Here is a 22,333-nt window from a genome sequence, read left to right on the forward strand (position 1 = left end):
GCCCGAAGTGCACGTGCTCGTCCCAGAGCCCGGAGGTGAGGAAGCGGCCCTCCGCGTCGATCGAGTCGGCCGTCGCGGGCGTGCTGTCGGCAGGGGTGACGGCGGCGATCCGGGCCTCGCCTGGGCGTCCGCCGGCGTGGAGGGTCACGTCGAGCAGCTCCGGGCGGCCGAGCAGTCGCACCGAGCGGAGCTGCGTGACCGCCGCGGCTCCCGTCACGCCGGCCGCCCGCCGCTCGCGGTATCTCCGCCCGAGCGGTGGCTCACCCGCCCGCCGACGACGGTGAGTAGCACCTCCGTCTCGGCGAAGCGCTCGGGCTCGCTCGTGAGCGGATCGTCGCGGAACACCGCGAGGTCGGCGATCGCGCCCGGGACGACGGCGCCGTCGCCCGGGCGGTCGATCGAGGTCCAGGCGTTGCGGGTCATGGCGACGAGCGTCCGCGCCGGGGAGAGCGCCTGATGCGGGTCGACGGCGGGCCGGTCGGAGCCGTGCCGGCGCCGGGTCACGTTCGCGGCGAACACGCGGCGTCCGTCGAACTCCTCGACGGGCCAGTCGGAGCCGAGCACGACGAGCGCGCCGGCGGCGTCGAGGTCGGCGATCCGCCAGCCGTGCGCGGCGCGCTCCGTGCCGCGACCGAGGAGCGTCGTCCACATGTCCTGGCCGTCGGGCCGCTGCGCGAACGCGTGGATGGGTTGCACGCTCGCCGGCACGCCGAGCTCCGCGAAGCGGGGCAGGAGCCGGTCGGGGATCGTCTCGAGGTGCTCGATGCGGTGCGTGACCCGCGGCGCATGCGCCGGGATGGCGGCGACGGCGTCGAGCACGAACTCGACCGCGCGATCGCCGATCGCGTGCGTCGCGGTCGGCACCCCGCGCTCGGCGAGCGCGTGCAGCGCGCGGGTGAAGGTCTCGGACGGCACCCAGTACGGCTGCAGTCCGCCGCCGGCGGTGTCGGCGTCGAACAGCCAGGCCGAGCCGTTGTCGATGCTGCCGTCGAGCATGAACTTCACGCCCTCGACCTGCCAGCGCCGCCCGCCCACGCCCTGCAGCTCGACGAGACTGCGGAACGTCTGCTCCCAGGGATCGGTGGCCCGCCAGATCGGCGAGACCCGCACGCGCACCGGGAGCTCGCCCGCCGCCTCGATGGCGCGCAGCACGTCGAGGTCGCCGGGTTCCATGTTGAGCTGGTGCAGCGAGGTGTACCCGCTCGCCGCGAACTCGGCGAGCTTGTTGCGCACCGCCGCGACCCGCTCCTCGAACGGCATGCGCGGGTAGAGCTCCGTGACGAGCATCTCGGCGTCGGACTCGACGAGATAGCCGGTCGGGCGGCCCGCCGCGTCGACCTCGATGGACGCGTTGTTGCCGAAGTCGCGCGGGCCGTCGATGCCGGCGAGTTCGAGGGCGCGCGGGCTCGCGATGATCGCGTGCCCGTCGAACAGCAGCAGATAACCGGGGCGTCCGCCGAAGGCCTCGGCGAAGGGGGCGTTCGTCAGCTCGCCGCCGACGAAGAGGTCGAAGGAGAGGCCGAAGCCGCGGATCCACTCCTCGGGGCCGCGCTCGGCGGCGAAGGCGGCGAGGCGTTCGGCGACCTCCTCGACGGAGGTGCAGTCGTGCAGCAGCAGCGCCCGGTGCCGGGATTCCGCGCCGGAGAGCGGGTGCACGTGCCCGTCCACGAAGCCGGCCGTGATGGTCGCGTCGCCGAGTTCGACGAGCTCGGCATCCCTCGTGTCCCAGGCCGCGGCCTCGGCCCGGGAGCCGACGGCGACGATGCGCTGCCCGCTGACGGCGACCGCCTGCGGCGGCGCCTCGCTCGCCGAGCCCTCCGGCTCGTAGCCGGTGCGGACGAGGCCGCCGAGCAGTACGAGCTCCGCCCGGACGGCGGGGCCGGCGGCGGTCACGCGATCGCCTCCGCGTCGAGCAGGGGGTGGCCCGGGTCCTCGGCCCGGCGCCGCAGCCGCTGCACCTCGGGGTCGGGCACCGGCACCGCGGCGATGAGCTGCTGGGTGTACGGATGCTGCGGGGCGTGCAGCACCTGCTCGGTCGCCCCGAGCTCGACGAGTTCGCCGCCCTGCAGCACGCCGACGCGGTCGGCGAGGAGCTCGACGACGGCGAGGTCGTGGCTGATGAACAGCGCGGCGAAGCCGAGTTCGCGCTGCAGGGACGTGAAGATGTCGAGCACGCGCGCCTGCACCGAGACGTCGAGGGCGGAGGTGGGCTCGTCGGCGATCACGAGCTCCGGATCGAGGGCGAGCGCCCTGGCGAGGCCCACCCGCTGCCGCTGCCCGCCGGAGAGCTCGAAGGGGTACCGGCGCGCGTAGGAGCCGGGGAGCTCGACGGCGTCGAGCAGCTCCGCCGCGCGGGCGCGGTGCGCCGAGCGGCCGCCGGGAACACGGTGGATGCGCATCGGCTCGATGACGCAGTCCTCGATCGTCATGAAGGAGTTGAAGGACGCCGCCGGGTCCTGGAAGACGAAGCCGATGCGGCGGCGGAGCTCGCGCAGGCGCCGCCGCGGCAGGCCGCGCAGCTCGGCGCCGAGCACCTCCAGGCGGCCGGCGGCGACGGTCTCGAGCCCGCCGATGGCGCGGCCGATCGTCGACTTGCCCGAGCCGGACTCGCCGACGAGCCCGACGACCTCGCCGCGGGCGATCTGCAGCGAGACCCCGCGCACGGCGCGCACGGGCTTGGTGCCGAAGCCGCTGCGGTACTCGATATCGACGCCGTCGAGCAGCACGGCGGGGGCGGGCGCGGCCGGCGCGGCCGACACTGCAGTCGAGGTCGTGGAGTCGGATGCCCCCGTCGGGGCGGATGCCGGCGAGGCATCCGGCTCCTCGCGTCCGCCGCCGAGCCGCGGGACCGCGGCGAGCAGCTGCCTCGTGTACGCCTCGCGCGGCGAACGGAACAGCTCGTCGACCGGGGCGACCTCGACGAGCTCGCCGCGGTACATGACCGCGACCCGGTCGGCGATGTCGGCCACGACGCCCATGTTGTGCGTGATCAGCACGATCGAGGCGCCGAAGTCGTCGCGGCACTCGCGGAGCAGATCGAGGATCTCGGCCTGCACCGTCACGTCGAGCGCCGTCGTGGGCTCGTCGGCGATGATGACCGACGGTCGCAGGGCCAGCGCCATCGCGATCACGATGCGCTGCTTCTGGCCGCCCGAGAACTGGTGCGGGTAGTCGCCGAGGCGGCGCTCGGGGTCGGGGATGCCGACCGCGCGCAGCATCTCGACCGTGCGCCGGCGGCGCTCGGCCGGCTCGGTCACCCCGTGCGCGCGCAGGCCCTCCTCGAGCTGCCAGCCGATCGGGAACACCGGGTTCAGCGCGGTCGAGGGCTCCTGGAAGATCATGGCCGCCTCGCCGCCGCGGATCGAGCGGAGCGCCTCGGGCGCGGCCTGCAGCACGTCGGCGCCGCCGAGCAGCACCCGGCCGCCCGTTCGCGTCCGCGGCGGCAGCAGGCCGAGCGCGGCCCGGGCGGTCAGCGTCTTGCCCGACCCCGACTCCCCGACGATCGCGAGGATCTCGCCCCGCTGCAGCTCGAGCGTGACGCCGCGCACCGCGTGCACGGTGCCCTGCGGGGTGTCGATGTCGAGCGTGAGCTCCTCGAAGCGGAGCGGCGCGGTGGACTCGCCGGTCATCGCTTCACCTCCTGACGGAATCGGCCGGGCGTGACGACGGCGGCCATGCGGGCGAAGACGCCCGGCTTGCCGACGAGGGAGCGCGAGCGCTGGTCGACGAGGTCGCGCAGGCCGTCGCCGATGAGGTTCAGCGCGAGCACGGTCACGATCAGGAAGCCGCTCGTGATGAGGATCATCTGCGGCGCCTGCATCAGCACCGACTTGCCGTCGTAGAGGATGTTGCCCCAGCTCGCCTGCGGGGCCGGCACGCCGGCGCCGAGGAAGCTCATCGCCGCCTCGGTGATGACCGACTCCGCGAAGGTGAACGTCGACTGCACGACGAGCACCGACAGCGTGTTCGGCAGGATGTGGCGCCACATCAGGTGCAGCATGCCGGCGCCCTGCATGGTGCTCGCGGTGACGAACGTCTCCGACGTGACCGCGAGCGCCCGGGAGCGGACGAGCCGCGCGATGCCGGGCGTGTAGACGATGGTGAGGGCGATCACGAGGTTCGTGACGCTCGGCCCGAGCGCCGCGGTGAGGGCGACGGCGAGCAGGATGGCGGGGATCGCCATGAGGCCGTCACAGATGCGCATGAGCACCTGGTCGAGCACGCTGTTGAAGACGGCGGCGATGCCGATGATCGCGCCGAGCACGCCGCTGACGAGGGCGACGACGAAGCCGACGAGGAGCGAGGTCGAGGCGCCGGAGACGATGCGGGCGAACAGGTCGCGGCCGAAGTTGTCGGTGCCGAAGGGATGCGCGGCGGAGGGCGGCGCGAGGCGGTTCGCGGGGTCGACCGCGTAGGGGTCGAGGTGCAGCAGCGGCGGCAGCACGTAGGAGACGACGAAGATCACGAGGACGACGACGATGCCGGTCATCAGCCCGGTGTTGCCGAGCATCCGTCGCCACAGCGAGTCGCGGGCGGCGACGGGCTGCATGGCGAGCACCGTGGTGCTGGGCGCCGCGGTGTTCGTGGTCGCGGGGGAGTTCGGGGCCATCGCTCAGGCCTTTCCGACGCGGACCCGCGGGTCGACGATGCCGTAGAGCAGGTCGATGAGCAGGTTCGTGAGCAGGTAGATGAGGGTGACGAAGAGGATGACGCCCTGGATGACGGGGTAGTCGCGGCGGGCGATCGAGGTGACGAGCAGCTGTCCGAGGCCCGGGATGTTGAAGATCGTCTCGGTGACCGCGGCCCCCGTGACGAGTCCGCCGAGCGAGAGGCCGATGATCGTGAGCACCGGCAGGCTCGCGTTCTTCAGGGTGTGGCTGAACAGCAGCCGGCCCTCGGCGACGCCGCGGGAGCGAGCCGCGTCGATGTAGTCGGCGTTCAGCACGTCGAGCACGGCGGCCCGCGTGGTGCGGGTGATCAGGGCGGCCGTGATCGCGCCGAGCGCGATGCCCGGCATGATCAGGGTGCGGATGCCGCCGGCGAAGTCCTCGAAGGGGTTCACGTAGCCGGAGATCGGCAGCCAGCGCAGCATCAGGCCGAACACGACCATGAGAGCGAGGGCGAGCACGAAGCTCGGCACCGTCATGCCGATCAGCGTGAAGCCCATCACCGAGCGGTCGAGGCGACCGCCGCGGAACCGTGCGGCGAGGGTGCCGAACGGCACCGAGAGCACGATGGCGACGATGATCGCGATGACGGCGAGCTGGATGGTCGGCACGGCGTTGTCGCCGATCGCCTCCGTCACGCTCTTGCGCAGGAAGTAGGAGTCGCCGAAGTCGCCGGTGAGCACGCCGCCGACCCAGCCGAGGTACTGCTCGACGAGGGGCCGGTCGAGACCCATGCTCTCGCGGAGCGCGGCGACCTGCTCGTTCGTCGCGTTCTGCCCCAGGATGGCGCGGGCCGGGTCGCCGGGCGTCAGGTGGATGAGCGAGAAGATCACCACCGAGACGACGAAGAGGACGGGCAGCAGGCTGAGCAGCCGCCGGAAGATGAATCTGAGCATCGGGTCTCCGGGGACGAGGGGAGCGGGGGATGGGGCGGGCGGGGCGGAGCTTCGCGCTCCGACCCGCCCGCCCCGGGCGTTCAGCCGGTCACTTCCAGCTGGCGTTCCACCACACGAAGTGCGAGTTGAACACCGGCAGCTCGAGGTCCTTGCTCGCGGCGTACACATTGTGCGCGTCGCCGAGGCGGGTGAGCGGGCGGTACGTCTCGATGTACTGCTGCATCTCGTCGAAGATCAGGGTCGCGTCGTCCTGCGTCGGCGCCGCGCGGAAGCGCGCGAGCAGATCGTGCAGCTCCGGGGTGTCGTAGTAGCCCGCGCGGTTCGGCAGGAAGCCGACGGTCTGCGTCGGGTCGGTGACGGTGCCCTGCGGGATGATCGTGAGGTCCCACTCGTCGCGGCCCTCCTTGTACTTGTCGAAGTACGAGGCCCACTCGAGCGCCTCCAGCTTGACGTCGACCCCGATGCCCTTGAGCTGCTCGGCGACGACGACCGCGGCGTTGTAGGCCTCGGTGTAGTCGCGGGTGACGAGCAGCGTGACGGGCTCGCCGGCGTAGCCGCCCTCGGCGAGGAGCGCCTTCGCCGCCGCGGTGTCGGCCGCGTTGAACTCGGCCTTGCCGACCTCGGTGTCCCAGATCGCCTGCTGCGGTTCGGTCATGTTGTGGTGCACGAGGTCGTAGAGCTCCTCGGAGCCGACCGAGGCGAGCATGATCGGATCGCGGTCGAGCGCCGTGTTGACCGCCTGCCGGTTGACGACGTTCTCGAACGGGCCGCCGGCGCGGTCGCTGTAGACGAGGTTGATCGGGCCGATCGTGTAGGTGCCGAGGACGAGGTTCGGGTCCTCCTGGAACTGCGTCAGCCCGTCGAACGGCAGCTCGGGGGTGACGTCGTACTGGCCCGACTGCATGCCCATGGTGCGGGTCGCGGCATCCGGCACGAAGCTGAAGACGACCTCGTTCAGGACGGCGTCCTTCGCCCCGGCGCGACCGCTCGACGGGGCGTCGACCGATTGGTAGTCGTCCCACTTCTCGATGACGATGCGCTGGTCGGCGTCCCATTCCTTGAGCGTGTACGGGCCGGTGCCGACGATGTCCTGCACGGGCTCGTCGCCGAACTCCTCGATGACCTCGGAGGGCATGATCGCCGGGTACGAGGTGCCGATGTCCGAGAGGTACAGCAGGTGCAGGAAGCTCGCGGTGGGCACCGTGAGCTTGACGGTGTAGTCGTCGACCTCGGTCCACTCGGAGCCGTCGAACGCGCCGTCGGCGGCGATCGAGACCCGCGTCCAGCGGTTCATCGAATCGACGACGTCGCTCGCGGTGAGCTCGGACCCGTCGTGGAACTTCACGCCCTCGCGCAGGACGAAGGTGTACTCGAGGCCGTCGTCGCTGCGCTCGAACGACTCGGCGAGCATCGGCTGCGGCACGAGGTTCTCGTCGGTGACGACGAGGGTCTCGTAGATCGAGCCGGTGATCTCGCCCATGATCGACTCGGTCGAGATCTGCGGGTCGAGCGTCGACGGCTGCGCGGGCGTCACGACGTTGACGACGTCCTTCGCGGCGTCGCCGCCGTCGCCGGACGCCGCGCAGCCGCTCAGCACGAGCGCGCCGGACGCGACGATCGCGGAGACGGCGCTCGCACGGCGGAGGCTCCGCCGACGGCGGGGGATGCCGGATGCTCCGGTCACGGGTGTGGGCATGGTGCGCCTTCCTCTGTGGTGGTGGGGACTGCTGTGGTGATGGGGACTGCTGCGGGGATGAGCTCGTCGGCATGGGGCGCCGGGGCGATCGAGACGAGCAGCTCGCCGAAGCCGCCGTCGGCGGTCCAGACGGTGCGCTCGTCGCGACGCAGGGTGGTGCGGTAGCGCGGCTCGGACTCGGCGGTGTCGCCGTGCGCGGTGCGCGCCCCGGAGGCGAGCAGCTGCGTGGCGAGCCGGAGGAGCGCTCGCGAGCCGTCGGCCGCCCAGGCGTCGTCGCTCGGCTCGGGCGCGGCGGCCTCGCCCAGACCGAGCAGCACCGCGCCCGCGCGCTCGACGCGGCCGGCGCCGAAATCGACGGCGTCGCCGCGGAGGAGCCGGCTCCAGCGCACCCCCGCGACCGCGTCGCCTGGGGTATGCGCGTCGGTCTCCTCGCTCTCGGCGACGTCGACGAGATGCACGCCGCGCTCGCCGATGACCTCGCCGCGGCGGGTGGCGCGGTCGTACACGAGCGCCGTGTGCTCGTCGACGCCGACGAGCGATTCGCGGCCGAGCGCACGGGCGAGGCGGATGGCCCGGGGCAGCCGGCCCCACTCGGCGAAGTGCGAGTCGAGCAGCGCCTCGGAGAAGAGGCCGAGGCCCCCGGCCGGCACGTAGCGCAGCCGCTCGTCGTCGGCGTAGCCGGCCGAGGCGCCGAGGCGCCAGCTCTCGTGCACGCCGCCGCCAGAGACCATGCCGGCGCCCTGCTGCACCGCGAGCCCCGCGCTCGTGCCCGCGACGACGCCGCCGCGCGCGAGCACCCCGCGGATCGCGGTGAGCACGCGGGTGTCGCGGCGCTCGCCGAAGGGCGGTTCGCCGGCGAGGGCAGCGGCACCGGTGCTGCGGTGCAGCGCGAGCACGTAGTGCGTCTGGTCGCCGCCGCCGAGGAACACGCCGTCGCACGAGTCGACGAGGGCGGCGAGCTCGGCGCGCTCCGCGTGCTCGGCGAGGTAGCGCTGCCCGGGGAACCGGGGCGCCGCGGCGACGCCGACGGGGATGGGCACGCCCTCGGCGCCGTGCCGGGCGAAGAGGGCGGCGTAGTAGCGCCCGTCGGCGGCGTCGTGCTCGACGCCGGGGTCGTTCGTCGCCTCGTCGTCGGCGGAGCGGGCGGGCTCGGACGCCGTCGTGAGGATCGCGATGCGCGGCGGGCGGCCGGGCGCCGGGCTCGCGCTCGCCGCGAGCTGCACGATGCGGTCGAGGATGCCCGGATGCTCGTCGAGCGCGCCGCCGATCAGCACGAGGGTGCCGCGGTCGGCGTCGTGGGTGGCGGTCACGGTACTCCTCTCCGAGTACGGGATCGGGCTCCGGCGGGGGCCGGATGCGCGGTGCAAGTATTTCACATCACGATAGAATGTCCAGAATCGAAATGAACATTTCAGTCGTTCGCCGCCCCGGCGGCCGGCTGGCCCGTTGCTAGACTCGCGACGTCCGATGTCGCGGTCGACCGGGTTCGCCATCGCCGGCCGGGGCTCGGCGACGGAGATGCGTCGCAGACCGAAGGACCCAGATGAACCCCGATTCCCCTCGATCCGCCGCCGTCGCGCCGGGCGATCTCGCCGAGGAGTCGGTCGCCGCACGCATCCGCGAGCGCATGGGCGACTGCAGCCCGGCCGAGCGCAAGGTCGCGCGCACGCTGCTCGCCGCCTATCCGGTCGCGGGCTTCGAGACCGTCGCGGGCCTCGCCGAGCTCGCCGCGGTGAGCGGCGCCACCGTGGTGCGCTTCGCGACCCGGCTCGGCTACCGCGGCTTCCCCGACTTCCAGCGCGCGCTCCGGCACGAGCTCGAGCAGCGCAGCGCCTCGCCCGCCTCGCTCTACGAGCGGATCGGTGCGGCGGGCGCCTCGGCATCCAGCGATCTCGCCTCGCTCGGCGACGCCCCCGCCGACGACGTCCGCGCCACGTTCGCGGGCCTGTCCGAGCACGACTTCGCAACCACCGTCGACGCGATCGCGAACCCGAAGCACCGCGTCTGGCTCGCCGGCGGGCGCTACAGCGGCTTCCTTGCCGAGTACCTCCAGGCGAGTCTGCAGCAGCTGCGCCCAGCGGTCCAGATGGTGCCGCGCATGGCGAGCCTGCGCGCCGCGACCATGTCGGGCTTCGACGCGAAGGACGTGCTCGTCGTGTTCGACTTCCGCCGCTACGAGGCCGAGACCCGCCGGCTCGTGCAGCACGCGAAGGCGCGCAAGGCGACCGTGGTCCTCGTGACCGATCGCTGGGTGTCGCCGTGCGCCGGCGACGCCGACACCGTGCTGTCGAGCCTCGCCTCCGAACGCGGCCCGTTCGACTCCGTCGTGCCCGTCATGGCGCTCATCGAGGCGATCTTCGAGGCGGTGCTGACCCGCCTCGGGCCGCCCGCGCGGGAGCGGATGGAGCGCATCGAGCGCACCGTGCAGGAGCTCGAGCTGCTCTGAGCGGCACGCCCCTCCGCGAGTCGCCCGACTTCCGTGGAGGTCGGGCGCGTCCGGCGCTCGGCTCGGAAACGAGTGTTTCTGTTCGTGTATGGTCGTCGGTGATCTGCAACGGACGTTGCAGACACCGAACGGAGGCCCCGTGCTCGCTGCCGAACTGCTCCGCCGCGCCGAAGACGCCCGGGCGGCGTACATCCGCGATCTCGCGGAGCTCGTCGGCATCGACTCGGGCTCGCTCGACCCGGAGGGGGTCGACCGCGTCGGCGACGTGGTCGCCGGCCGCCTCGCCGAGCTCGGCTTCGCCGTCGAGCGCCGCGCCTCCGTCGACCCGCGCTACGGCGCCACGGTCATCGGCCGGCGTCGCGGCACCGGCGTCGCGCGCATCCTGCTGTTCGCCCACCTCGACACGGTCTTCGAGCGCGGGGATGCCGCGGCGCGGCCGTTCTCGATCGACGCCGCCGGGCACGCGCACGGGCCGGGCGTCACCGACGACAAGGCCGGCGTCGTCGCGGCCCTGCACGCCGCCGCGCACCTGATCGATGCCGGGGCCGAACGCTACGGCGAACTCGTGCTCGCCTTCACCCCCGACGAGGAGATCGGCTCGCCCGCCGGCGGTCCGGTGCTCCAGGAGCTCGCCGCGGGCGTGGACGCCGCCTTCAGCCTCGAGTGCGCGCGCGAGAACGGCGATCTCGTCGTCGGGCGCAAGGGCGTCGCCGACCTCGAGCTCGTCGTGCACGGCGTCGCCGCCCACTCCGGCATCGAGCCGGAGCGGGGCGCGCACGCCGCCCTCGAGGCCGCCCACCTCACCGTCTTCCTGCAGGCGCTCGCCGACCCCGCCGAGCAGCTGACCGTCAACGTCGGCGTGCTCCGAGCCGGCGAGCGCACGAACATCGTGCCCGACCGGGCGACCATGCACGTGGAGATGCGGGCGACGCGCACCGCGGTCATCGAGGGGGCGCTCGCCGCGCTCCGGGAGCGGGCGGCCGGTCCGCTCGTCGAGGGCACCCGCGTCGAGGTGCGCGTCGTCGACCAGTGCGCGCCGCTCGAGGAGACCGAGGCGGGGCGCGAGCTCGGCGAACTGGCGCTCCGGCTCGCGCGCGAACTGGGGTTCGAGCCGGGGCTCGCCCGCACCGGCGGGGTGTCCGACGCCAACCGGGTCGCCGCCCTCGGCGTGCCGACCCTCGACGGCCTCGGCCCCGTCGGCGGCGGCGACCACAGCCCGAGCGAATGGCTCGACCTCGCGAGCGTGCCGCAGCGGGTCGCACTCCTCGCCGCGCTCGTCGACGCGAGCGCCGCCCGCTCGGCCCTGGTTCCCTGAGCCTGTCGAAGGGACCTTCGCCGTGGTTCCCTGAGCCTGTCGAAGGGAACGCCGCCGCACTTCGACGGGCTCAGCGAACCAAGGCCGCGCTTCGACGAGCTCAGCGAACCAGTGGTTCCCTGAGCTTGTCGAAGGGAACGCCGCTTCGACGAGCTCAGCGAACCAAGCGGGCTCAGCGAGCCATCCGTCCTTGACCTCGGCTGCGCCGGCCCGCTAGGGTTCCAAGGCTGCGCGATCGCGCGGCATCCCCGGAGTCTGGAAGCAGGTGGAATCGTGAGCGTGTCTCTGCAGCGCACCTTCACGCCCGCCTTCGCCGAGCCCGCGAACGCGGGGCGCCAGCAGCGCCCCGAAGCGAAGCTCGAGCAGGCTCTCGAGCCGGCACCCTGACGCCAGCGAATCCATCGCCACCGTCACCCCGTGCCGCTTCGAGGCCCGGGGTGATTCCGTCTGCGCGCGACGGTGGACCCTCGGGCCCGAGGACCCACCAGAACGGGGCCCGTCACCGCGAGCTCCGGGAAAGCAGACAGGAATCATCATCATGGAGAGACTCTCCGATCGGCTCGTCTCCTGGGCGAGCCTGCTCGACGAGCAGACCGTCGCGCAGGCGCGCACCTCGTCGACGATGCCGTTCATCCACCCGCACCTGGCCCTGATGCCCGACGCCCACCTGGGCCTCGGCGCGACGGTCGGCTCGGTCATCCCGACGCTCGGGGCGATCATCCCCGCGGCGGTCGGCGTTGACATCGGCTGCGGCATGATCGCCGTGCGGACCCAGTTCCACGCGAGCGAGCTGCCCGCCGACCGGCGGGAGCTGCGGGAGCAGATCGAGCGGGCCATCCCGCTGTCCGCGGGCAAGTACAACCGCAAGGTCGTCGCGACGGCGCAGCCCCGGATCGCCGAGCTCGAGGAGCTCGCGGAGCGGAGCGGCTTCGACCCGGCCTCCTACGCGGGGAACTGGCGGGAGCAGCTCGGCTCCCTCGGCAGCGGCAACCACTTCATCGAGGTCTCGCTCGACGAGGTCGACCGGGTGTGGCTGTTCCTGCACTCCGGCAGCCGGGGCGTCGGCAACAAGATCGCCCAGCGGCACATCGGCATCGCCAGGCGGCTCGCGAAGCAGTGGTGGATCGAGCTGCCCGACCCCGACCTCGCCTACCTCGTCGAGGGCACGCCGGAGTTCACCCGGTACATCGCCGAGCTCCGGTGGGCGCAGCACTTCGCGCTGCTCAACCGGGAGGAGATGATGGACCGGGTCATCCGGCAGGTGTCCGAGTGGACCGGGGTGCCGGTGGAGGAGCAGGAGCGGATCAACTGCCACCACAACTTCACCGAGAGCGAGGAGCACTTCGGCAAGCGGGTCTGGGTGTCGCGGAAGGGGGCGATCCAGGCCGACGTCGGCCGGCCGGGCCTCATCCCGGGCTCGATGGGCACCGCCTCGTACGTCGTGGAGGGGCTCGGCGACCCGATGTCGCTGAACTCCTCGCCGCACGGCGCGGGCCGGGAGTACTCGCGGTCGAAGGCCAGGAAGACCTTCACCCACGAGCAGCTCCGGGAGGCGATGGTCGGCATCGAGTCCCGGGACACGGAGGCCTTCATCGATGAGATCCCGCAGGCCTACAAGCCGATCGACCGGGTGATGGCGGATGCCTCGTCGCTCGTCGCGGTGCGGCACACGCTGCGGCAGATCGTCAACGTGAAGGGCGACTGACCCTGGTTCCCTGAGCTTGTCGAAGGGAACGCCCTGGTTCCCTGAGCTTGTCGAAGGGAGCGACCCTGGTTCCCTGAGCTTGTCGAAGGGAACGCCGCTTCGACAAGCTCAGCGGGCCAACGCCGCTTCGACAAGCTCAGCGGACCAACCCCGCTTCGACGGGCTCAGCGGGCCAGGCGGACTACGGGGACGGCGGCGTCACCGCGATCACGATCGTGGTGACGTCGTCGCTCTCGTTCACGTAGCGGTGCGGCTCGCGCGAGTCGAACGTGACGGACTCGCCGGTCGCGAGGGTCACCCGCTCGGCGCCGAGCTCGACGGTCAGCTCGCCGGAGATGACGTAGGCGCACTCGGTCGAGGGGTGGCCCCACAGCCGGGGCGAGGTCGCCTGCCCCGGCGGGATCTCGGCGCGCAGCACCTCGAGGTCGCCGCGGCCCGGGGTGAGCCGCTCGTAGGCGAAGCTCGCGTCGGCGACGCCGAGGCTGTGCCGTTCGCCCGGCCGGCTGATGTGGATGGCGGGCGCATCGGGGTCGCTGAAGAGGGTCGCGATGGATGCCTCGAACACCTCGGCGAGCTTACGCACCGAGCCGAGGCTCGGATCGGCGGCGCCGTTCTCGATCTGGCTCAGCATGCTGACCGACAAGCCCGTCCGCTCGGAGAGCTCGCGGAGGGTCAGGCCCTTGGCCTGGCGCAGGGCCTTCAATCGGTCACCGAGCACGCTGAGTCATCCTTCCTGTGCGTCCCCCGTGTGGGTGTGACGGGCGGCCGCGTTTTGACATGTGAGTCCGCACGTGTTTAATGTGCTTGAATTCATGGTACCTGGATTGAACATCATCCACACGACACCGGGCACTGACTGGCAGCGAGGCTGAGCGCTCCTCCAACTCCTTCGTCACCGTCGCCGACCGGGGAAAGAAGCACATGAGATCCCTCACAGCCAAGCTCGCCGTGCCCGCCGGCGCCGTCGCCTTGACGCTCGCGCTCGCCGGATGCGCCGGAGGCAACAGCACCTCCAACGCGGGCGACCAGACGCTCACCGTCGACACCTCATTCGTCGTGAAGACACTCGACCCCGGCACAGTGTACGAGCAGACGGGCAACATCGCCGTGCACGCGCTCTACGACACCCTGGTGACCTACGAGGGTTCGGACGTCACGACCCTCCAGCCCGAGCTCGCCGAGAGCTGGGAGCAGTCGAGCGACGGCACCACCTGGACCTTCACCCTCCGTGACGACGCGGTCTTCTCGGACGGCGCGGCCGTCACCGCCGAGGACGCCGTCTTCAGCCTCAACCGCCTGAAGAACCTGCAGGGCTCCGCCTCGCAGACCGTGCAGGGCCTCGACTTCGCCGCTGAGGGGGACGACACGGTCGTCGTCACCTCCGAGACGCCGAACCCCGACGTCCCGGTCATCCTCGCGATGCCCGCGGCGAGCGTGCTGAACTCGGCCGAGGCCAAGAAGCTCGGCGCGACCGACGCCGAGGACGCCGCCACGAGCGACCAGATCGGCACCCAGCTCGACACCGCCAGCCTCGGCAGCGGCCCGTACGTGCTGAAGAGCTACGACCCGAGCACGAAGATCGTGCTCACCGCGAACCCGAAGTACTGGGGCGAGCAGCCGGCTTACAGCCGCGTCGTCATCCAGAACGTCGACGTGCAGAACCAGAAGCTCACCATCTCGAAGGCCAAGGGCGACGAGATCGCGCTCGACCTCTCGGGCCCGCAGGCCGCCGAGCTGTCCGACGACCTCCAGGTCTCGGGCGTCGCCGACACCTCGTACTTCCTGAGCCTCAACCAGGACCCGGCCGTCTCGGCCGTCACCTCGAACCCGGCGTTCGTCAAGGCCCTGCGCCTGACCGTCGACGGCGAGGGCCTCGCGAAGCTCTTCGGCGAGGGGGCGACCCCCGCGGCCGGCCTCGTGCCGCCCGCCTTCGCCGGCGCGCTCGACGAGTCGGAGAACCCCGTGCAGGACCTCGACGGCGCGAAGAAGCTGCTCGCCGACGCGGGCCTCAGCGACGTGAAGGTGGCGCTCGTCTACCCGGCGATCACCTACCGCGGCGTCGACCTCGGCACCATCGTCACGAAGGTGCAGCAGGACGCGAAGAAGGCCGGCATCGAGATCGAGCTCACCCCGCAGCCGATCAACGTGTTCCTGCAGTCGCAGTCCGAAGGTAAGAACGAGATCAACTTCTCGCCGAACAGCCTGAACTACCCGGCCTCGTCGTCGCTCGTGAACAACATGGCCCCCGGCGCCTCGACCTCGCTGCGCACCGGCTGGACCCTGGAGCGCGCCGACCAGTCGGCGATCGACGCCAGCAACGCCGTGACCGCGGAGCTCACCCCCGAGGGGCGCAACGAGGCCATGATCGAGTGGCAGCACGTGATGAACGAGGTCTCGCCCTACATCGCCCTGGCGAACAACGCCGGCATCGTCGTCGCGACGAGCGACCTGACCGGCGCGGACTACACGCCCGCCGGCTGGACGGTCGACCTCGCGGCGATCGCCGGCAAGTAGCCGGAACGGACCGCGGGCGCCCCTGCTCTCTTCCTGTCAGGGGCGCCCGCTTCCCCCGTCGCGCATGCGACCCCGTCGCGCGAGCGACCACCCGTCGCCACCGCGACCCGAGACGGAGCTTCGATGCCACCCCTCCTCAAGATGATCGGCAAACGCCTGCTGAGCGCCCTCGTGCTGCTCTGGGGCGTCACGGTCGTGACCTTCCTGCTCGTGAACGTGGTCCCGGGCGACGCCGCCGCGGCGAACCTCTCGCAGCAGGCCTACGACGACCCGGAGATCCGGGCCGCCTTCGAGGCCAAGTGGGGCCTCGACCAGCCGATCTGGGTGCAGTACGTGCGCTACCTCGGCAACATCCTGCAGGGCGACCTCGGCACCTCGCAGCAGACGCACCGCCCGGTCGCCGAGGACCTCGGCCAGTACGTGCCGGCGACGATCGAGATCGCGCTGCCGGCCATGGCCCTCGCCATCGTGATCGCGGTCGGCCTCGGCATGCTCGCCGCGATGCGCAAGAACCGTCCGACCGACACCGGCATCCGCAGCGCCGCGCTCGTCGGCCTCTCCACCCCGCCGTTCTGGCTCGCGCTCGTCGCGCTCTACGTCTTCTTCTACCTGCTCGGCTGGGTGCCCAACGGCGGCCGGCTCAGCAACATCTACGACCCGCCGCCCGCGGTCACCGGCATGTACACCGTCGACGCGGCCATCGCCGGGCAGTGGGACGTCTTCGGCGACGCGCTCTGGCACCTCGTGCTGCCGGTCGGCATCCTCACCGCGCTCACCGTGTCGGGCCTCCTCCGTTTCGTGCGCTCGGCCATGATCGAGGTGCTGGATGCCGAGTACATCCGTTCGGCGATCGCGAAGGGCCTGCCGCGCCGCATCATCACCTGGCGGCACGTGTTCCGCGCGGGCCTGCTGCCGGTGCTCACCGTCTCGGGCCTCATGCTCGCCTCGCTGCTCGGCGGCGCCGTGCTCGTCGAGCAGGTGCTGTCCTGGCCGGGCCTCGGCCAGTACGCCTACAAGAGCGCCATCTCGCTCGACCTGCAGGCGATCCTCGGCGTGACCCTGTTCATCGCGGTCGTCTACACCCTCATCAACCTCCTCGTCGACGTGCTCTACAGCGTCATCGACCCGAGGATCGGAGCGAAATGACCATCCTGCCCTCCGACCGGGTCGCCGTCTCGCGCGCCTCGCGCTTCCGGCGCGACCGCCTGCGCGTCGGCGGCAGCCTCGGCACGGGGTCGTTCTGGCGACCGCTCACCGTGGTCTCCCTCGGCATCATCGTGCTCTGGTGCCTGCTCGCGGCCTTCGCGCCGTGGGTGGCGCCCTACGACCCGCTCGAGACCGTCGGCGACAACCTGCAGCCGCCGTCGGGCGCGCACTGGATGGGCACCGACGACCTCGGCCGCGACGTGCTCAGCCGGCTCATCTGGGGCTCGCGCCTCTCGCTGCCGCTCGCGGTCGCCATCGTCGCGTGCTCGCTCCTCGTCGGCGGCATCGTCGGCCTCGCCGCCGGCTACTTCGGCAAGGCCGTCGACAACGTCGCGATGCGGCTCGCCGACCTCGTGCTCGCGTTCCCGCAGATCATCCTCGCGATGGCGGTTGCCGCGGCCTTCGGCCCGAGCGTCGGCAACGCGGTGCTCGCCCTCGTCATCGTGTCGTGGCCGCTCTACGCGCGCATCATCCGCAGTTCGGTGCTGAGCGTCCGCGAGCAGGAGTACGTCGTCGCCGGCCGGATGCTCGGCCTGCCGACGCTGCGCTCGATCGTGAAGGACGTCATCCCGAACAGTGCCGGCCCCGCCCTCGTCATGTCGACGATCGAGCTCGGCAACGCCATCCTCATGCTCGCCGCCCTGTCGTTCCTCGGCCTCGGCCCGCGGCCGCCGGCCGCCGAGTGGGGCGCGATGATCGCGCTCGGCTCGCAGAACCTCGGCAACTGGTGGGTGAGCCTGTTCCCCGGCCTCGCCATCCTCACGATCGTGATGGCCTTCAACCTCCTGGGCGACGCCATCCAGGACCACCTCGACCCCCGGTCGCGGAATGCGAGGACGCGATGACGACCGCAGCCGACCCCCTGCTCTCCATCGAGGGCCTCTCGGTGACCATGCCGACCCCCTCGGGGCCGGTCGAGCTCGTGCACCGCACCGATATCGAGATCGGCGAGGGCGAGATCGTCGGCCTCGCCGGCGAGAGCGGCTCGGGCAAGACGATGACCGCCTCGGCGATCATGGGCATCCTGCCGCCCGGCGCGCGCGCCGGCGGCCGGATCATGTTCGAGGGCCGCGATCTGCTCTCGCTGAGCCGCGCCGAGCTCGACACGGTGCGCGGCAATCGCATCGCGATCGTGTTCCAGGACCCCTCGGCGGCGCTGCACCCGCTGCTCACGATCGGCACGCAGCTCACCGAGCACCTGATCCACCACAAGGGCGTCACGAAGAAGCAGGCGAACGCCCGCGCGGTCGAGCTGCTCGACCTCGTGCGCATCCGCGACCCGCACCACGCGGTGAAGGCGTTCCCGCACCAGTTCTCGGGCGGCATGCGCCAGCGCGCGGCGATCGCCATCGCGCTCGCCTGCGAGCCGCGGCTGCTCATCGCCGACGAGCCGACGACGGCGCTCGACGTGACGGTGCAGGCCGGCATCCTGCGCCTCTTCGACCGGCTCGCCCGGGAGACCGGGGTCTCGATGCTGTTCATCACCCACGACCTCGGCGTCATGAACTCGATCGCCGACCGCACCTACGTGTTCAAGGACGGCACCGTCGTCGAGTCGGGGGTCACCACCACCATCCTGAACGAGCCGAGCCACGAGTACACGAAGGCGCTCATCGCCTCGCGCGCGCAGTCGCTCGCCGAGGAGCGCGTGCAGCAGGAGGCCCGCCCATGACCGCCAACGTGCTCGAGCTCGAGGACATCGTCGTCACCCACCGCCGCAGCGGCGGCCCGGCGGTGCAGGCCGTCCGCGGCGTCTCGCTGACCGTCGCGCCCGGCCAGGTCGTCGGCCTCGTCGGCGAGTCGGGGTGCGGCAAGTCGTCGCTCGCGCGGGTCGCCTGCGGCATCCACGCCCCCACCTCGGGCGCGGTGCGCTTCGAGGGTGCGCCGTTGGAACCGCTCCGGATGCGGCAGCGGCCCGCCGCCGACCGCAAGCTGCAGATGGTGTTCCAGAACCCCTACGCCTCGCTGAGCCCGCGCCGCACGATCGCGAGCCAGCTGCTCGACGGCGTGACGGAGCCGATCCCGCGCGAGCAGCGGGCCGCGGAGGTCGCGCGGCTGCTGGAGCTCGTCGGCCTCGACGCGGCGGCGGGCAGCCGCTACCCCTCGCAGTTCTCCGGCGGGCAGCGGCAGCGGCTCGCGATCGCCCGCGCCCTCGCCGCGAAGCCGAGCCTCGTCGTCGCCGACGAGCCGGTGACGGCGCTCGACGCCTTCTCCTCGGCGCAGATCGTGCAGCTGCTGCAGTCGCTCGTGCGCGAGCTCGGCATGGGGATGCTCTTCATCTCCCACGATCTCTCGCTCGTGCGGGCCATCGCCGACGAGACCGCGGTGATGTACGCCGGCGAGATCGTCGAGCGCGGCCCGAGCGAGCAGCTCTGGGAGCGGCCGACGCATCCCTACACCAAGACCCTCATCGCCGCGATCCCCGAGATCGGACCCGTCAAGAAGCTGCCGGGCCTCGACGAGGACGTCGCCGAGCCCGCAGCGGCCGGCATCGACGCGGCCGCCACGAACGGAGCATCAGCATGACCAGCGCGCCCACCGCCCCCACCCTGCTCGTCGGGGCCCGGATCTTCACCGGCACGGATGCCGAGCTCCTCGACGGCGCCGCGGTGCTCGTGGGCGTCGACGGCCGCATCGCGGCGCTCGGCCCGGAGGCGGAGCTGCGCGCCCGCGCCGACGCCGCCGACGCCCGCGTCGTCGAGCTCGCCGGCCGGGTGCTGAGCCCGGGCCTCGTGAACATGCACGTGCACCTCGGTCTCGCCCTGCCGGGCACGGCGGGCGCCGCGATCGCGAGCAAGTCGGACCCCGACCTGCTCCTCGTGATGGCCGACGGCGCGAAGCGCACGCTGCAGGCGGGCGTCACGACGACCCGCCTCGTCGGCGAGAGCCGCTACCTCGACTTCGCGCTGCGCCGCGGCATCGACGCGGGCATCGTGCCGGGCCCGCGCATCTTCACCGCCGGCCACGCGCTGTGCTGCACGGGCGGCCACGGCTGGGACTCCGACGCCCTCGAGGGCGACGGCGCCGACGAGCTGCGCCGGCTCGCCCGGCTGCAGATCCGGCACGGCGCCGACCTCATCAAGGTCTGCATCTCGGGCGGCATCGCCGGCGAGCACGAGCAGATCGACACCCCGCAGCTCACCGACGAGGAGATGGCCTCCATCATCCAGGTCGCCCACGACTGGGGCCGCAAGGTCACCGCGCACGTCGGCCCCTCGGAGACGCTGCGCCGCGCGATCGAGCTCGGCCTCGACTGCGTCGAGCACGGCTACCAGCTCACGCGGGAGATCACCGAGCTCATGGCCGAGCGCGGCGTCTGGTACGTGCCGACGATCACGGTGAGCCGCTGCGAGGAGTTCTTCGACGCGCAGGGCGTGCCCGCGTGGATGAAGGAGCGCGCCCTCGGCGCGGGCCCCCGGCACTGGGAGAGCCTGCAGCACGCCATCGCGAGCGGCGTGCCGATCGCGATGGGCACGGACATGCCGCCGGCCGCCGACTTCGACGGCACGACGGCCACGGTCCGCGAGATGGAGTTCATGGTGGAGGCCGGGATGACGGACCTCGACGTCATGCGCTCGGCGACCGGGCGGGCGGCGGAGCTCCTCGGCGCGCCCGGCATCGGGGTCGTCGAGCCCGGCGCCCACGCCGACTTCATCGTCACGGACGCAGACCCGACGCGCGACGTCTCCGCGCTGCGGGGCATCGATTGGGTCATGAAGGACGGCGTCGTCGTGCGCGACGACCGGGCCGGCGCCCGATGACGGATCGCGCCACCGTCCGCTCCGTCGCCGACGCGCACCTCGCCGCCCTCGCCGAGCACGAGCCCGCCGCGGCGCAGGCGCTCGGCCGCGACGCCGCCGCGCGCCTCGCGGACTACGGCCCGGAGTGGGCGGAGGAGCGCCGGGCGCTGCTCGGCCGCACCGCCGCCGCGCTGGCCGCGCTGCCCGCCGAGGAGCGCGCCACCGACGCCGCCCTCGACGCCGCGCTCGCGGAGCGCGCCGCGAGCGAGGCGGAGCTCTTCGACACGGGCTTCACCGCGCGGCTGCTGGCCCCGCTCGCCTCGCCCGTGCAGGAGATCCGGGAGCGCTTCGACGACGTCACCGTCACGGACGACGAGGCGGGCGACGCGGTCATCGAACGGCTCGCCGCCGTCGAGCCCGCCCTCGGTGAGTTCCGCCGCCGCCTCGAGTGGGCGCGCGACGCCGGCCGCGCCGGCCGGTTCAGCGGCTCGGGGGTCGCGGCGGCGCGTCAGCTCGAGGTCGTCGCCGGGCAGATCGACAGCTGGATCGACCCGGCGGGCCTCGACTACTTCTCCCGCATCTCGGCGGCGCCGCTGAGCGGGCCGCGCGCCGCGGCCCTCGCGCGCGCCGGCGAGCGGGCGACGCGCGCCTTCGGCGAGCTGAGCGGATGGCTCCGCACCGAGCTGCTGCCGAGCGCGCCCGTCGAGGACGCCGTCGGCGAGCACGTCTACCGGCAGATCGCGCAGAGCTTCCTCGGCACCCGGCTCGACCTCGACGAGGTCTACGACTACGGCTGGTCCGAGCTCGACCGGCTGCTCGGCGAGGCCCGGCGCCTCGCCGCGATCGTGCTGGGCACCGGAACCGAGACCGGCGCCGTCACCGACGGCACCGAGGCGGTGCGCGCCGCGGCGCGCCTGCTCGACGCCGACCCGCGGTACCGGGTCGCGGGGCACGAACGCATCGTCGCCTGGCTGCAGGAGCGCCTCGAGGACACCTTCGCCCGCGTCGACGGCGTCGCCTTCGACCTGCCCCGGGCCATCCGCGACGTCGACGTCGTCGTGCCGACCGCCGCGAGCGGCGTCGTCTACTACACGCCCGGCGCGCCCGACGGCTCCGTGCGCAGCAAGATCGTCTGGACCATCCCCGAGGGCGCCGAGGCGATCGGCACCTGGCAGGAGGTCACGAGCTTCCACCACGAGGGCGTGCCCGGGCACCACCTCGAGCACACGATCAACCGCAGCAATGCGGGCCTGCACCCGTGGCAGCGCTACCTGTGCGAGATCCACGGCTACGCCGAGGGCTGGGCGCACTACTCCGAGCAGCTGTCCGACTCGATCGGCCTGCTGCGCGACCCCGCCGAGCAGCTCGGGATGGTGCTCGGCCAGATCTGGCGCGCGGTGCGGATCGTCGTCGACCTCGGCCTGCACACCGGCCGCGAGCTCCGGCCGAACCCGCTCGGCGCGACCGGTCGGTGGACGCCCGAGCTCGGCCGCCGCTTCCTCACCGAGCTCGCCCTCGTCGACCCCAGGACGGCCGGCTTCGAGGTCGACCGCTACCTCGCCTGGCCGGGGCAGGCGCTCGCCTTCAAGGTCGGCGCGAAGCTCTGGACCGAGGCGCGGGCCCGCGCCGAGGCATCCGGGATCGCCGCCAAGGACTTCCATCACCGAGCGCTGTCCTACGGCCCCATGGGCCTCGGACCGCTCCAGCACCTGCTCACCACCGAATCGACGGACCGACCATGACCTCTGCCTCCCTCGACGACTTCGTCGTCGCCCTCTACCGCGACCTCGGCGACCGCGCCGCCTTCGACGCCCGCCTCGACCCCGCGGTGACCGTGTGGGAGACGCCGTGGCCGACCCTCATGCGCGGCATCGCCGAGCTCGACGAGCTGCGCGGCCCCGCCGTCGCGCCCGAGGACCGCGCCGAGCCGCTGCCCGAGGTGCGCCCCGTCGAGATCGTCAGCGACGACTTCGGCGACGGCACCGGCCTCGTGCGCTACGTGCTCGAGGTGCGCGACCCGGCCGACGGCCGCCTGCTCGAACGGGTGCGGGTGACCGATGTGCTCCGCCACGGCGACGAGGGCTGGCGCATCGTGCACCACCACGCGCAGGACCTGCCCGCCGACGGCGCGAACTGAGAGGACGAGGA

General features: G+C 72.5%; 18 protein-coding genes and 1 pseudogene. 11 read left to right on the forward strand and 8 right to left on the reverse strand.

The genetic code is table 11. The annotated features are described in order from the left end of the window. The 7 genes and pseudogenes from IEY71_RS01050 to IEY71_RS01080 all read right to left on the reverse strand — a co-directional run. Positions 1–217, reverse strand: a pseudogene (locus IEY71_RS01050) (amidohydrolase); the annotation flags it as partial. Beyond that, on the reverse strand, positions 214–1,893 hold the full coding sequence (locus IEY71_RS01055; RefSeq protein WP_189083465.1) for an amidohydrolase: 1,680 nt from the start codon (positions 1,891–1,893) through the stop codon (positions 214–216). The gene IEY71_RS01055 and the pseudogene IEY71_RS01050, both read right to left, overlap by 4 nt. After that, entirely contained in the window at positions 1,890–3,629 is a 1,740-nt protein-coding gene (locus IEY71_RS01060; RefSeq protein WP_189083466.1) for a dipeptide ABC transporter ATP-binding protein, read from the reverse strand. Before IEY71_RS01060 ends, IEY71_RS01055 begins: the two co-directional genes overlap by 4 nt. Next, on the reverse strand, positions 3,626–4,609 hold the full coding sequence (locus IEY71_RS01065; protein WP_229781477.1) for an ABC transporter permease: 984 nt from the start codon (positions 4,607–4,609) through the stop codon (positions 3,626–3,628). The genes IEY71_RS01060 and IEY71_RS01065 overlap by 4 nt, the downstream gene beginning before the upstream one ends. A gap of 3 nt (positions 4,610–4,612) precedes the next feature. Next, entirely contained in the window at positions 4,613–5,563 is a 951-nt protein-coding gene (locus IEY71_RS01070) for an ABC transporter permease (protein ID WP_189083467.1), read from the reverse strand. An 88-nt stretch (positions 5,564–5,651) separates the two neighbouring features. Beyond that, positions 5,652–7,259, reverse strand: a complete 1,608-nt coding sequence (locus IEY71_RS01075) for an ABC transporter substrate-binding protein (protein WP_189083468.1) — start codon at positions 7,257–7,259, stop codon at positions 5,652–5,654. After that, positions 7,244–8,569 (reverse strand): cyanophycinase, encoded by a 1,326-nt coding sequence (locus IEY71_RS01080; RefSeq protein ID WP_189083469.1) that lies wholly within the window; start codon positions 8,567–8,569, stop codon positions 7,244–7,246. Before IEY71_RS01080 ends, IEY71_RS01075 begins: the two co-directional genes overlap by 16 nt. Positions 8,570–8,802: 233 nt before the next feature. Here IEY71_RS01080 and IEY71_RS01085 point away from each other — a divergent pair, with 233 nt between their 5' ends. The 3 genes from IEY71_RS01085 to IEY71_RS01095 all read left to right on the forward strand — a co-directional run bounded on the left by IEY71_RS01085 (position 8,803) and on the right by IEY71_RS01095 (position 12,725). Next, a complete protein-coding gene (locus tag IEY71_RS01085; RefSeq protein ID WP_189083470.1) occupies positions 8,803–9,705 on the forward strand; it encodes a MurR/RpiR family transcriptional regulator in 903 nt (300 codons plus the stop codon). Positions 9,706–9,844: 139 nt separating this feature from the next. Then, positions 9,845–11,020: a M20/M25/M40 family metallo-hydrolase gene (locus tag IEY71_RS01090; protein WP_229781478.1), complete on the forward strand. Its 1,176-nt coding sequence runs from the start codon at positions 9,845–9,847 to the stop codon at positions 11,018–11,020. 538 nt (positions 11,021–11,558) lie between these two features. After that, a complete protein-coding gene (locus IEY71_RS01095; protein WP_189083472.1) occupies positions 11,559–12,725 on the forward strand; it encodes an RtcB family protein in 1,167 nt (388 codons plus the stop codon). 181 nt (positions 12,726–12,906) lie between these two features. On the opposite strand, the gene IEY71_RS01100 is transcribed toward IEY71_RS01095, so the two are convergent. Continuing rightward, on the reverse strand, positions 12,907–13,443 hold the full coding sequence (locus IEY71_RS01100) for a helix-turn-helix domain-containing protein (RefSeq protein WP_189083473.1): 537 nt from the start codon (positions 13,441–13,443) through the stop codon (positions 12,907–12,909). 203 nt (positions 13,444–13,646) lie between these two features. Between IEY71_RS01100 and IEY71_RS01105 the strand changes: the two genes are divergently transcribed. From IEY71_RS01105 to IEY71_RS01140, 8 genes are all read left to right on the forward strand, one after another. Continuing rightward, positions 13,647–15,239, forward strand: coding sequence for an ABC transporter substrate-binding protein (locus tag IEY71_RS01105; RefSeq protein WP_189083474.1), 1,593 nt, complete (start codon positions 13,647–13,649; stop codon positions 15,237–15,239). 123 nt (positions 15,240–15,362) lie between these two features. Beyond that, positions 15,363–16,385, forward strand: a complete 1,023-nt coding sequence (locus tag IEY71_RS01110) for an ABC transporter permease (RefSeq protein WP_189083475.1) — start codon at positions 15,363–15,365, stop codon at positions 16,383–16,385. Continuing rightward, positions 16,382–17,290 carry an ABC transporter permease gene (locus IEY71_RS01115; protein WP_189083476.1) on the forward strand — a complete coding sequence of 303 codons (909 nt, stop codon included), beginning with the start codon at positions 16,382–16,384 and terminating at the stop codon, positions 17,288–17,290. Before IEY71_RS01110 ends, IEY71_RS01115 begins: the two co-directional genes overlap by 4 nt. Beyond that, the gene (locus tag IEY71_RS01120; RefSeq protein ID WP_189083477.1) at positions 17,287–18,117 is read left to right on the forward strand and encodes an ABC transporter ATP-binding protein; all 831 of its coding nucleotides are present in this window, start codon (positions 17,287–17,289) and stop codon (positions 18,115–18,117) included. Before IEY71_RS01115 ends, IEY71_RS01120 begins: the two co-directional genes overlap by 4 nt. Further along, positions 18,114–18,971: an ABC transporter ATP-binding protein gene (locus IEY71_RS01125; RefSeq protein WP_189083478.1), complete on the forward strand. Its 858-nt coding sequence runs from the start codon at positions 18,114–18,116 to the stop codon at positions 18,969–18,971. Before IEY71_RS01120 ends, IEY71_RS01125 begins: the two co-directional genes overlap by 4 nt. Beyond that, entirely contained in the window at positions 18,968–20,206 is a 1,239-nt protein-coding gene (locus IEY71_RS01130) for an amidohydrolase family protein (protein ID WP_189083479.1), read from the forward strand. Before IEY71_RS01125 ends, IEY71_RS01130 begins: the two co-directional genes overlap by 4 nt. Beyond that, positions 20,203–21,927 carry a DUF885 domain-containing protein gene (locus IEY71_RS01135; protein WP_189083480.1) on the forward strand — a complete coding sequence of 575 codons (1,725 nt, stop codon included), beginning with the start codon at positions 20,203–20,205 and terminating at the stop codon, positions 21,925–21,927. The genes IEY71_RS01130 and IEY71_RS01135 overlap by 4 nt, the downstream gene beginning before the upstream one ends. Beyond that, the gene (locus IEY71_RS01140) at positions 21,924–22,322 is read left to right on the forward strand and encodes a nuclear transport factor 2 family protein (RefSeq protein ID WP_189083481.1); all 399 of its coding nucleotides are present in this window, start codon (positions 21,924–21,926) and stop codon (positions 22,320–22,322) included. Before IEY71_RS01135 ends, IEY71_RS01140 begins: the two co-directional genes overlap by 4 nt. The last annotated feature ends 11 nt before the right edge of the window (positions 22,323–22,333 follow it).

It is taken from the genome of Agromyces mediolanus, assembly GCF_014648575.1.
GTDB lineage: Bacteria > Actinomycetota > Actinomycetes > Actinomycetales > Microbacteriaceae > Agromyces > Agromyces mediolanus.

What these genes read in the sequence shown, in the direction of transcription:
- IEY71_RS01125 (WP_189083478.1), top strand. Translation starts at nt 18,114, where the DNA reads ATGACCGCCAACGTGCTCGAGCTCGAGGACATCGTCGTCACCCACCGC.
- IEY71_RS01075 (WP_189083468.1), bottom strand. Translation starts at nt 7,259, where the DNA reads ATGCCCACACCCGTGACCGGAGCATCCGGCATCCCCCGCCGTCGGCGG.
- IEY71_RS01135 (WP_189083480.1), top strand. Translation starts at nt 20,203, where the DNA reads ATGACGGATCGCGCCACCGTCCGCTCCGTCGCCGACGCGCACCTCGCC.
- IEY71_RS01130 (WP_189083479.1), top strand. Translation starts at nt 18,968, where the DNA reads ATGACCAGCGCGCCCACCGCCCCCACCCTGCTCGTCGGGGCCCGGATC.
- IEY71_RS01070 (WP_189083467.1), bottom strand. Translation starts at nt 5,563, where the DNA reads ATGCTCAGATTCATCTTCCGGCGGCTGCTCAGCCTGCTGCCCGTCCTC.
- IEY71_RS01105 (WP_189083474.1), top strand. Translation starts at nt 13,647, where the DNA reads ATGAGATCCCTCACAGCCAAGCTCGCCGTGCCCGCCGGCGCCGTCGCC.
- IEY71_RS01140 (WP_189083481.1), top strand. Translation starts at nt 21,924, where the DNA reads ATGACCTCTGCCTCCCTCGACGACTTCGTCGTCGCCCTCTACCGCGAC.
- IEY71_RS01115 (WP_189083476.1), top strand. Translation starts at nt 16,382, where the DNA reads ATGACCATCCTGCCCTCCGACCGGGTCGCCGTCTCGCGCGCCTCGCGC.
- IEY71_RS01120 (WP_189083477.1), top strand. Translation starts at nt 17,287, where the DNA reads ATGACGACCGCAGCCGACCCCCTGCTCTCCATCGAGGGCCTCTCGGTG.
- IEY71_RS01060 (WP_189083466.1), bottom strand. Translation starts at nt 3,629, where the DNA reads ATGACCGGCGAGTCCACCGCGCCGCTCCGCTTCGAGGAGCTCACGCTC.
- IEY71_RS01110 (WP_189083475.1), top strand. Translation starts at nt 15,363, where the DNA reads ATGCCACCCCTCCTCAAGATGATCGGCAAACGCCTGCTGAGCGCCCTC.
- IEY71_RS01085 (WP_189083470.1), top strand. Translation starts at nt 8,803, where the DNA reads ATGAACCCCGATTCCCCTCGATCCGCCGCCGTCGCGCCGGGCGATCTC.
- IEY71_RS01065 (WP_229781477.1), bottom strand. Translation starts at nt 4,609, where the DNA reads ATGGCCCCGAACTCCCCCGCGACCACGAACACCGCGGCGCCCAGCACC.
- IEY71_RS01095 (WP_189083472.1), top strand. Translation starts at nt 11,559, where the DNA reads ATGGAGAGACTCTCCGATCGGCTCGTCTCCTGGGCGAGCCTGCTCGAC.